At 71.5% G+C, this 9,845-nt stretch carries 12 protein-coding genes and 1 pseudogene; 3 read left to right on the top strand and 10 right to left on the bottom strand.

The annotated features are described in order from the left end of the window. The 6 genes and pseudogenes from ACWCO3_RS25415 to ACWCO3_RS25440 all read right to left on the bottom strand — a co-directional run. Window positions 1-94: pseudogene (locus tag ACWCO3_RS25415) on the bottom strand (SURF1 family protein); the annotation flags it as partial. 228 nt (window positions 95-322) lie between these two features. Beyond that, a complete protein-coding gene (gene tatC, locus ACWCO3_RS25420) occupies window positions 323-1,273 on the bottom strand; it encodes a twin-arginine translocase subunit TatC (RefSeq protein WP_145781986.1) in 951 nt (316 codons plus the stop codon). An 18-nt stretch (window positions 1,274-1,291) separates the two neighbouring features. Then, complete coding sequence (gene tatA, locus ACWCO3_RS25425; protein ID WP_145781988.1) at window positions 1,292-1,606, bottom strand: Sec-independent protein translocase subunit TatA; 315 nt, start codon at window positions 1,604-1,606, stop codon at window positions 1,292-1,294. 160 nt (window positions 1,607-1,766) lie between these two features. Then, window positions 1,767-2,012 (bottom strand): hypothetical protein, encoded by a 246-nt coding sequence (locus ACWCO3_RS25430; RefSeq protein WP_145781990.1) that lies wholly within the window; start codon window positions 2,010-2,012, stop codon window positions 1,767-1,769. 10 nt (window positions 2,013-2,022) lie between these two features. Next, the gene (locus ACWCO3_RS25435) at window positions 2,023-3,078 is read right to left on the bottom strand and encodes a helix-turn-helix transcriptional regulator (protein WP_145781992.1); all 1,056 of its coding nucleotides are present in this window, start codon (window positions 3,076-3,078) and stop codon (window positions 2,023-2,025) included. Continuing rightward, complete coding sequence (locus ACWCO3_RS25440; protein WP_145781993.1) at window positions 3,075-4,073, bottom strand: helix-turn-helix transcriptional regulator; 999 nt, start codon at window positions 4,071-4,073, stop codon at window positions 3,075-3,077. The genes ACWCO3_RS25435 and ACWCO3_RS25440 overlap by 4 nt, the downstream gene beginning before the upstream one ends. Window positions 4,074-4,191: 118 nt before the next feature. Here ACWCO3_RS25440 and ACWCO3_RS25445 point away from each other — a divergent pair, with 118 nt between their 5' ends. Continuing rightward, window positions 4,192-5,199 carry a cation diffusion facilitator family transporter gene (locus tag ACWCO3_RS25445; protein ID WP_145781995.1) on the top strand — a complete coding sequence of 336 codons (1,008 nt, stop codon included), beginning with the start codon at window positions 4,192-4,194 and terminating at the stop codon, window positions 5,197-5,199. 60 nt (window positions 5,200-5,259) lie between these two features. Next, window positions 5,260-6,348 (top strand): DUF3866 family protein, encoded by a 1,089-nt coding sequence (locus tag ACWCO3_RS25450; RefSeq protein ID WP_450012393.1) that lies wholly within the window; start codon window positions 5,260-5,262, stop codon window positions 6,346-6,348. On the opposite strand, the gene ACWCO3_RS25455 is transcribed toward ACWCO3_RS25450, so the two are convergent. The 4 genes from ACWCO3_RS25455 to rfbA all read right to left on the bottom strand — a co-directional run bounded on the left by ACWCO3_RS25455 (window position 6,345) and on the right by rfbA (window position 9,554). Next, window positions 6,345-6,536, bottom strand: a complete 192-nt coding sequence (locus ACWCO3_RS25455; protein WP_145781999.1) for a hypothetical protein — start codon at window positions 6,534-6,536, stop codon at window positions 6,345-6,347. The genes ACWCO3_RS25450 and ACWCO3_RS25455 overlap by 4 nt on opposite strands. Before the next feature lie 80 nt (window positions 6,537-6,616). Further along, entirely contained in the window at window positions 6,617-7,975 is a 1,359-nt protein-coding gene (pafA, locus tag ACWCO3_RS25460) for a Pup--protein ligase (RefSeq protein ID WP_088989658.1), read from the bottom strand. A 68-nt stretch (window positions 7,976-8,043) separates the two neighbouring features. Then, a complete protein-coding gene (gene rfbC / locus ACWCO3_RS25465) occupies window positions 8,044-8,667 on the bottom strand; it encodes a dTDP-4-dehydrorhamnose 3,5-epimerase (protein ID WP_358053055.1) in 624 nt (207 codons plus the stop codon). Then, window positions 8,664-9,554 (bottom strand): glucose-1-phosphate thymidylyltransferase RfbA, encoded by an 891-nt coding sequence (gene rfbA / locus ACWCO3_RS25470; protein ID WP_145782002.1) that lies wholly within the window; start codon window positions 9,552-9,554, stop codon window positions 8,664-8,666. Before rfbA ends, rfbC begins: the two co-directional genes overlap by 4 nt. Window positions 9,555-9,641: 87 nt before the next feature. Between rfbA and ACWCO3_RS25475 the strand changes: the two genes are divergently transcribed. Further along, window positions 9,642-9,845, top strand: a 204-nt coding sequence (locus ACWCO3_RS25475) for an NAD-dependent epimerase/dehydratase family protein (protein WP_450012396.1), incomplete at its 3' end; no start/stop codon positions are given.

Below are 9,845 nucleotides of genomic sequence, written 5' to 3' on the forward strand. Positions count from 1 at the left end.
GCACCTCGAAGCCGACCCGGCTGTCCACCGTCCGACCACGGACCAGCACGGTGTTCGCCGGGTCGTACCTGCCGGTGACGGTGACCCGGGTCCAGCGGGTTCGTGAGTACGGCCACCGGGCCACCGGGGAGCGGGGCGCGGTCGACCGGGCCGGGCAGGTGATCGTCTGCGGTCACGGGCAGCACCGTACCGGTCGGACACCCGCCGTTCACCAGGGGCGGGCGCCGTCACCATCAGTCCTCCCGCCGACGCTCGGGGTGACGCGGCGACGCCGCCCCCGAAAGACGGGGACGGCGTCGGCTGACCGGTCGGCGCGGGGCCGTCAGGTCATGTCGTCGTAGCGACGTTCGATCGGCGCCGGTTTGGCGACCGGCTCGGGTACGCCGATCGGCTCCGCCGCGTCGACCCGTTGCCCGGCCACGACCGGGTCCGCGTCGAACTCCAACGGCGACACCTCGTCGTCGTCGATGCCGGCGTAGACCTCCTTGCCGCGCCCACGCCGCTTGTCGTTGATGAAGGCGATGCCCACCGCACCGAAGTAGAGCGCGGAGAGGCAGAGCGCCAGGGCGGTCATCCCGAACGGGTCCGGGGTGGGAGTGACCACGGCGGAGAAGGCGAAGAACACGAAGATCGCCACCCGCCACCAGCTGAGCAGCCGCTTCGCACTGGCGATGCCCACGAAGTTGAGCATCAGCACGACGAGCGGGAACTCGAAGGCCACCCCGAACAACAGGATCAGGTTGGTGACGAAGGAGATGTACTTGGTGATCTCCAGGGTCGTGCTGATCTCGTTGGCCGAGATGCTGAGCAGGAACTCCAGGCCCTTGGCCGTGACGAAGTACGCCAGCACCGCACCGGCTGCGAACAGCGGCGCGGCCAGGGCGGTGAAGAAGTACGCGTAGCGCCGCTCGTGCCGGTGCAGGCCGGGCGCGATGAACGCCCAGAGCTGGTAGAGCCACACCGGGGCGGCCACGATCAACCCGACCCAGAGCGCGACCTTCAGGTTGAGCAGGAACAGGTCGGCCGGGCCGAGCTGCACGAACTCGCACTTGCCGTCGACATATCTGGCCTGCGGCAGATCGCAGTAGGGCTGCTGGAGCAGGTGCAGCACCGGCTCGGCCAACCAGAACCCGAAGCCGAAGCCGACCAGGATCGCCAGCGACGCGCGGAACAGACGGTTACGCAGCTCGCGGACGTGCTCGATGAGCGTCATCGAGCCGTCGGCGGCCCGCTCGAACGTGCTCGGGCCGCGCTTGCGCAGGGCGAAGGCCACGACAGTGGTGCCCTTCGGTCAGTTGTCGCGGACGCGGTGCACCGGGTCGGCGACCGGCTGCTGCGGCGGCGCCTGCTGGTACGGCGGCTGCTGCGGCTGCCCGGCGTACGGCGCCTGCTGCCCGGCGTGCGGCGGCAGCGGCTGGTAGCCGGCCTGCGCGTCGGCCTTCTCGGCGAGGTCGCGGTCGTCGTCCTGCAGGCTCTTGGTCTCGGCCTTGATGATCCGCAGCGACCGACCCAGCGAACGGGCCGCGTCGGGGAGCCGCTTCGCACCGAAGAGCAGGATCAGCACAACCACGAGAACAGCGATGTGCCACGGCTTGAGGGCACCCATGAGAAGCTCCAGTCGGTCTGTGTCCGAGGGGGTGGTACGCAGCCCATCGTACGTGCGGATCGGCTGCCTGCCACCCGCCGGGTGGTGGTGGTCTGGCCCGGAGGGTGAAGTCTTGACCAACCCGGGATGATCCGTCAACAGCCGCCGGACGAGGGGTCGGTCAGCCGCGCTTCGCCTTGATCACCGCGAGCCGTCGGGACGCGGTATCGAGCTGACGCTGGACTCCCTCGGCCCGCTGCTGCAGCGTCTCGGCGGTGTCCTGCAGCGCCTCGGCCTCGGCGGCCCGCCGCTGCAACGCCACGGCTGCGCGGCGCAACTGAGGCAACCGGGCCAGCACCGGGCGCACGGCCAGCGCGAGCGCCACGAGAGGGAGCAGCACCAGCGCGAGCACGATCCAGATCAGCACGGCGGTCAGCCTACTGGGTGTGGCCGGCCACCGCCCGGTCACCCGACGGCGCGTTGTCCTGGTCGACCTCGGGTCGCCGGGGCGCCGTGGTGGGCGCGGGCACGGCGTACGCGTCCAGGGCTGCGGCGGCCGTCGCCCGGACCTGCTCGGCCAGCTCGACCGGGGCGACCACTGTGACCTCCGGACCGAGACCCAGCACGAACCGGCGAGCCCACAGCAGGTCGGTGACCCGCAGGGAGACGAGCCACTGGTCGCCGTCGCCGGCCTCCACCCGCTCGCACGGATAATATTCGGTGATCCACCGCTCGCTGCGACCGATGCGCAGTGTGATCAGCGGCAGGTCGGGCGAGGGGCGGAACACCCCCTCGGTGAGGTCGTGCGGCACGGCCTGCGGCGGCACAGTGGCCGGCTCGTCCAGCTCGGTGATGGCGTCGATCCGGTCGGCGCGGAACAGCCGGACCGCCTCCGCGCGCCGACACCACGCCTCCACGTACGCCCGACCACCGACCATCAGCACCCGCAGCGGGTCGATGACGCGGTCGGTGGTCTCGTCCCGGGCAGCTGTGTAGTAGGTGATCCGGAGCGCCTTCCCGCCCTCCACGGCGGCACGGAGCGCCTCGACCCGCCGGGTGTCACCGGGCAGCCGGACCGCCACCGGCGCGCCCACCAGGTCCCCCGCGTCCTCGATCTTCGCCAGGGCCCGTTCGACGGCCTCGCGGTTGGCGACGCCGGGCGTCTCGGCCAGCATCCGCAACGCGACCACCAACGCGAGGGCCTCGTCCGGGGTGAGCCGCAGCGGCCGGTCGATGCCGGCGTCGTAGGTGATCGTCACCCGGTCACCGTCGAACGCCATGTCGATCAGGTCACCGGGACCGTAACCGGGCAACCCACACACCCAGAGCAGCTCCAGGTCCTCCCGGAGCTGCCGCTCGGTCACGCCGAGATCGCCCGCTGCCTCGGCGATCTCGATGCCGGGCCGGGCCAGCAGGTAGGGCACCAGGTTCAGCAGGCGGGCCAACCGGTCCGCCGAGGCGCGGGAGCCGGCCCGGGCGGTCGGGCGAGTCACCGGGCACCTCCGCTCACGGTCAGCTCGTCGTGTCGGACGGCGATCTCCTTGAGTCGTTGGATGACGGCCTCGCGGACCTCCGGCGGGTCGAGCACCCGCACGTCCGGGCCGTAGCCGACGAGGTGACCGGCCAGCCCGTCCGGGTCCGCGTATGGCAGGACCAGCCGGTCGCCGTCCGGCCCGGTGGTCACCTCCACCGCCCAGCGGCGCAACCCGGCGGCCCGGCCGGACGCGGCCAGGATGGTGGCCCGGCCGGTGCGCTCCACCGGACCCGACCAACGGGCCACGTGGCTGATCAGGTCGACGTTGGCGGGCGGCTCGTACGCGCCCGGCGCACCGGTCACCCGGACCGCGCCGACGACCCGGGACAGCCGGAAGCAGCGGGTCGCCTCTCGGTCCTGGTCGTGGCCGACCACGTACCACCGGCCGCGCCAGCAGACCACGCCCCACGGTTGCAGCCGCCGACGGCTCGGCGCGTCCCGGTCGGGCACCCGGTAGTCGAACCCGACCTCGCGGCGGTCCCGCGCGGCGGCGGTCAACGGCGCGAACGCCGGGTCGACAGTCACCATTGGCTCCAGGCCGAGGGTGGCCTGCGGGTCCACGTCCACCCCGGCGGCGCGCAGCTTGGCCAGCCCGGACGACGCCGCGGCGGCCAACCCGGCGTGCTGCCACAGCCGTGCGGCGATGCCCACGGCGGCGGCCTCGTCGGGCTCCAGGAGGATGTCGGGCAGCGCGTACTCGCGGTGGGCGATCCGGTAACCCGGCTCGGCGTCGAAGGCGCTCGCCGTGCCGGTCTCCAGCGGCACGCCCAGTTCGCGCAGCTCGGCCTTGTCCCGTTCGAACTTGCGTTGGAACGCTTCGTGGTCGCGCGCGTCGTCCGGATCATGCTCGTAACCGGGCACGGTCGCGGCGATCTGCGCGGCGGTCAGGAACCGTCGCGTGGACAGGAGGCAGATCACCAGGTTGACCAGGCGTTCGGTGCGGGTCCGCGACACGCGGTAGACGCTAGCAGCCGACGCGCCCACGACGTGCACCCGCGCGGGGCGTGCCGCACACTTGTTCGGATCGGTGCTCCCCCGGCGCGTCGTCGTATCCGGTCATAGGGTGAGCCTCATGTCGCAAGCGGAGGCCAGGCCCGAGAGCGAGAGCGTCGGCACGGTGATCGTCGCGGGCGCCGCCAACCTCGCCATCGCGATCGCCAAGCTGATCGCCGGGGTGATCTCCGGCTCGGCCGCGATGCTCTCCGAGGCCGCGCACTCGTTCGCCGACACCACCACCGAGGTGCTGCTCTACCAGGCGCTACGCCGCGGCTCCCGGCCGGCGGACCAGCGGCACCCCTTCGGGTACGGCAAGGAGAGCTACGTCTGGGCGTTCTTCGCGGCGATGTTCACCTTCGTCGCCGGCGCCGGTTTCGCCGTCACCCACGGCGTCACCACGATCCTGGTGCACGAGCACAGCGGCGACTACCTCATCTCGTACATCGTGCTCGGGGTGTCGTTCGTCATCGAGTCGGTCTCCCTGACCCGGGCCGTGCGTCAGGTTCGCCGTGAGTCCCGACGCTGGCAGACCACGCCCCGGCGGTTCCTGCGACTGACCGCCGACACCACCGTCAAGGCCGTCTTCCTGGAGGACAGCGCGGCCCTGATCGGTCTGCTGCTGGCCGGGCTCGGCGTCGGCCTGTCGCACGCCACCGGCGACGAGCTGTGGGACGGCATCGCGTCGATCCTGATCGGGCTGCTGCTTCTGGCGGTCGCCGGGATCCTCGCCGCCAACAACCTGTCGCTGCTGGTCGGCCGGGCGGTTCCGGAGCGACTGCGCCAGGAGATCGAGCAGGAACTGGCCGGGCTGCCCGAGGTGGAGCGCATCGACACCCTGCTGACCATGCAGCTCGGCCCGGACGACATCCTGGTCGCCGCGAAGGTCGACTTCCGCGACGAGGCGACCGGCGCGGAGATCGAGGCCACCGCCGACGAGGCCGAACGGCGGCTCACCGGCCGGTACCGCGAGATCCGCTTCGTCTTCCTCGATCCCACCCGCTCACTGCCGGGGGCCACCGGCACCGCCCGGCACACCCAGGCCAGGCCGAGCCCGGACGCCGGCGGCGACCCCGAGCCCACCTGATCCGCGCCACCGCCGCACCCGGGCGCGGGCCGTCAGGCCCGCGCGGCTAGCGTGCCCGTCATGGTGCGATGGCGTACGGGGACGGTGGCGACGCTGCGACGGCAGTGGACCGGGGCGGTGGAACTCGACGTCGACCTGCCCGACGGCACACGCATGCGGGCGCTGGCCTACCCCGAGCTGGTCGGTACGCCCGAGCCCGGCGACCGGGTGCTGCTCAACGCCGGCGCGCTGCTGATGGGGTTGGGCACCGGCGGGTACGCCCTGGTGGTGGCCCTGCCGGACCGGCTGCCGCCAGACCCTCCGTCGATCGGCGATACCCGCGACGCCGGGCACCTGGTGAAGGCCCGCTACACGCCGCTGCAACCGATCCTGCTCGGCGTGGACGAGGAGGCGTCACCGCACCGCGACGTGCTGGCCGACGCGGACGACCTGGGCGGCCTGCCGGTGGTCACCGCCGACCTGCACTCGGCGCTACCGGCGATCCTGGCGGGCATCCGGGCCGACGCCCCACAGGCGCGGGTGGCGTACCTGCTCACCGACGGTGGGGCCCTGCCCGCCTGGTTCTCCCGCACCCTCGCCGGGCTGCGCGAGGAACTGGCCGGCACGATCACCGTCGGGCAGTCCTTCGGCGGCGACCTGGAAGCCACCACACTGCACGGCGGTCTGCTCGCCGCCCGGCACGTGCTGGGCGCCGACGTGGCCATCGTGGCCCAGGGGCCCGGCAACCTGGGCACCGGCACCCGGTGGGGCTTCTCCGGCGTCGCGGTCGGTGAGGCGGTCAACGCGATCGCCACACTGGGCGGCCGGGCGGTCGGCTCGTTGCGCATCTCCGACGCTGATCCCCGGCCTCGACACCGAGGTGTGTCGCACCACAGCCTGACCGCGTACGGCCGGGTGGCGCTCGCCCCGGCGGACCTGGTGGTGCCCGAGGACCTGGATCCGGCCCTCGCCGCCGAGGTGGACGCGTCGCTGGCGCCCCTGATGACCCGACACCGGATCGTCCGGGTGCCCACCACCGGTCTCGACGCCGCGTTGCGGTCCAGCGCCGTGCCGCTGTCCACGATGGGTCGGGGCCTCGACGCCGACCACGCGTACTTCCTGGCAGCGGCCGCCGCCGGCCGCCACGCCGTAACCCAGCTCCCTGGCTAGGCCAGGAAGATCAGGGCTAGCCAGCCGCCCACGATGAGGGCCAGCGCCAGGGCCAGCACCCACGTCGGCACGGTGTACTCACCGCGCCGGTTACGGTCGACCTCGGCGCGGATCTTCTCCCGCCGGCGTTCGACCCAGTTCTGCCGCTCGCCGCGTTCGGAGCGGTCGGAAGGTCCAGAAGTCGTCATGGCGCGCTCAGCTTAACCGCACGGTGCGCCGGGGCGACCGGCCCCGTCGGCTCACGCCGCCGCCGGGGCCGGCACACCGGTCACATGCTGGCGATCAGCCGCTCCACCCGCTCGTCGTACGCCCGGAACGGGTCCTTGCAGAGCACTGTGCGTTGCGCCTGGTCGTTGAGCTTCAGGTGCACCCAGTCGACGGTGAAGTCGCGGCGCTTCTCCTGCGCGTGCCGGATGAACTCGCCGCGCAGCCGGGCCCGCGTGGTCTGCGGCGGGGTCTCCTTCGCCTCGAAGATCTCCGGGTCGGTGGCCACCCGGTCGACCTCACCGCGGCGCTCCAACAACCCGTAGAGGCCGCGTCCGCGACGCACGTCGTGGTAGGCGAGATCCATCTGCGCCACCCGGGGGTGCGACAACGGCAGGTCGTGCTTGCGCTGGTAGCGCTCGATCAGCCGCAGCTTGCTGACCCAGTCGATCTCCCGAGAGACCGGTTCCAGGTCACCGGTCTCCACCGCGTTGAGCACCCGACCCCACAGCTCGACGACCCGCTTGGCGGCCTGGTCGCCACCCCGGCGCTCGACGAACTCGGTGGCCTTGGCCAGGTATTCCTGCTGGATGTCCAGGGCACTGACCTCCTTGCCGTTGGCCAGCCGCACCTTGCGCCGGCCGGTGATGTCGTGCGACACCTCCCGGATCGCCCGGATCGGGTTCTCCAGGGACAGGTCGCGCATCACCACCCCGGCCTCGATCATCCGCAGCACGATGTCGGCGGTGCCGACCTTGAGCAGCGTGGTGACCTCGTTCATGTTGGAGTCACCGACGATCACGTGCAGCCGCCGGTAGCGCTCGGCGTCGGCATGCGGCTCGTCACGGGTGTTGATGATCGGGCGGCTGCGGGTGGTCGCCGAGGAGACGCCCTCCCAGATGTGCTCGGCCCGCTGCGACAGGCAGTAGACCGCGCCGCGCGGGGTCTGCAGGACCTTGCCGGCCCCGCAGATCAACTGCCTGGTGACCAGGAACGGGATGAGCACGTCGGCGAGCCGACCGAACTCGCCGTGTCGGGAGACCAGGTAGTTCTCATGGCAGCCGTACGAGTTGCCGGCCGAGTCGGTGTTGTTCTTGAACAGGTAGATCTCACCCGCGATGCCCTCGTCGTGCAGTCGCTTCTCCGCGTCGACGAGCAGGCCCTCCAGGATCCGCTCGCCAGCCCGGTCGTGGGCGACCAGGTCGGTCACCGAGTCACACTCCGGTGTCGCGTACTCCGGATGCGACCCGACGTCCAGGTAGAGACGGGCCCCATTACGCAGGAAGACGTTGCTCGACCGACCCCAGGAAACCACGCGCCGGAACAGATAGCGCGCGACCTCGTCCGGGGACAGCCGCCGCTGCCCGCGATAGGTGCAGGTGACGCCGTACTCGGTCTCGAGGCCGAAGATTCGCCGCTCCATGGTGTGACATTAGCCGCCCGGAGGGCCCGTTCGTCACTGTCACACCACAGGTCGTGCTCCGGGCGCGGTCACATACCGGTTGAGTGCGACATTCCGTCCGGCCCGAGGCTCGACACGAACCGCTGGCAGTTGTCGTACTCCGGCAACAGACCTTGCTCGCGGGCCTGGGCGAGGGTCGGCGCCGCGTCGTCGCGCGCGGACAGCAGCGGGACGTCGGCGGGCCACTCGATGCCCAGCTCCTCGTCCAGCGGGTGCACCGCGTGCTCACCGGTCGGGTTGTACGTGGCCGAGCAGAGGTAGCTCAGCGTAGCGTCGTCGGTCAGCGCGCAGAAGCCGTGGCCCAGCCCCTCACTGAGGTAGACCGCCCGGCGGTCGGTGTCGTCCAGCCGGACGCCCTCCCAACGGCCGAAGGTCGGCGAACCGACCCGCAGGTCCACGATCACGTCGAGGACCGCTCCGCGCACACAGGTGACGTACTTGGCCTGCCCGGGCGGGACGTCGGCGAAGTGAATGCCGCGCACCACACCTCGCGCCGAGACCGACATGTTGGCCTGGGCCAACCGCAGGGGGTGCCCGACCGCCTCGGCGAGCTTGTCGAAGCGGTACCACTCCATGAACATGCCGCGCGGGTCGCCGTGCTGCTGGGGACTGATCTCCCAGGCGCCCTCGATGCTCAGCTCCCGGATCTTCACCACGCGCCCCCGTGCTGGCCGTTCGGCTCGGCCAGCAGACCGAGCAGGTAGTCGCCGTAACCACTCTTGGTCAACGGCGTGGCGAGCGCCCGCAGCTGGTCGTCGTCGATGAGGCCGGCCCGCCAGGCCACCTCCTCGACGCAGCCGATCTTCAGACCCTGCCGCTCCTCGACGACCCGGACGAACTCGGCCGCCTGCATCATCGAGGTGAACGTGCCGGTGTCCAGCCAGGCGGTCCCACGGTCCAGGACGGTCACCGACAGCTCGCCGGTCTCCCGATACACCTCGTTGACCGCCGTGATCTCCAGCTCGCCGCGAGCGCTCGGGGTGAGCTTGCGGGCGATGTCCACGACCCGGTTGTCGTAGAAGTACAGGCCGGGAACCGCGTAGCGGGACTTCGGCCGGGCCGGCTTCTCCTCAATCGAGAGCACCCGCCCGCTGTCGTCGAAGTCGACCACGCCGTACTCCTGCGGGTTGGCCACCTGGTAGGCGAAGACCCGCCCGCCGACCGGGTCGCCGTGCGCGGCGAGCTGCCGGCCCAGGCCGACACCGTGGAAGATGTTGTCGCCGAGGACCAGCGCCACCGACTCGGTGCCGATGAAGTCGGCACCGAGGATGAACGCCTGCGCGATGCCCTCCGGGCGCTCCTGCGCGGCGTACTCCAGGCGCAGCCCGAACTGGCTGCCGTCGCCGAGCAACCGGCGGAACTGGTCCTGGTCGTCCGGAGTCGTGATCACCAGGATCTCCCGGACCCCGGACATCACCAGGGTGGAGAGCGGGTAATAGACCATCGGCTTGTCGAAGACCGGCATCAGCTGCTTCGAGACCGCCCGGGTGATCGGCCAGAGCCGGGAGCCGGTGCCGCCAGCAAGTAGGATTCCACGCACCGGGAGAGCCTAGCGGCACAAACGCCGAACGCGCGGGGGGGTCACACCCCACCCGGAGCACCTGACTTCGCGTAGACTCCCCGACCCGTGAGGATCCTCGTCACCGGCGGAGCCGGATTCATCGGGTCGGAGTACGTTCGCCTGTTGCTGGGCAAGCCCCTCGGCAGTGCCGACGGCGTGCCGCCACTGGAGCCGACGGTCGTGACCGTGCTCGACAAACTGACCTACTCGGGCAACCGGGCCAACCTCGACCCCGTCCGCGACGACCCGCGGCTGCGGTTCGTGCAGGGC

The organism is Micromonospora sp. NPDC002411 (genome assembly GCF_053592955.1).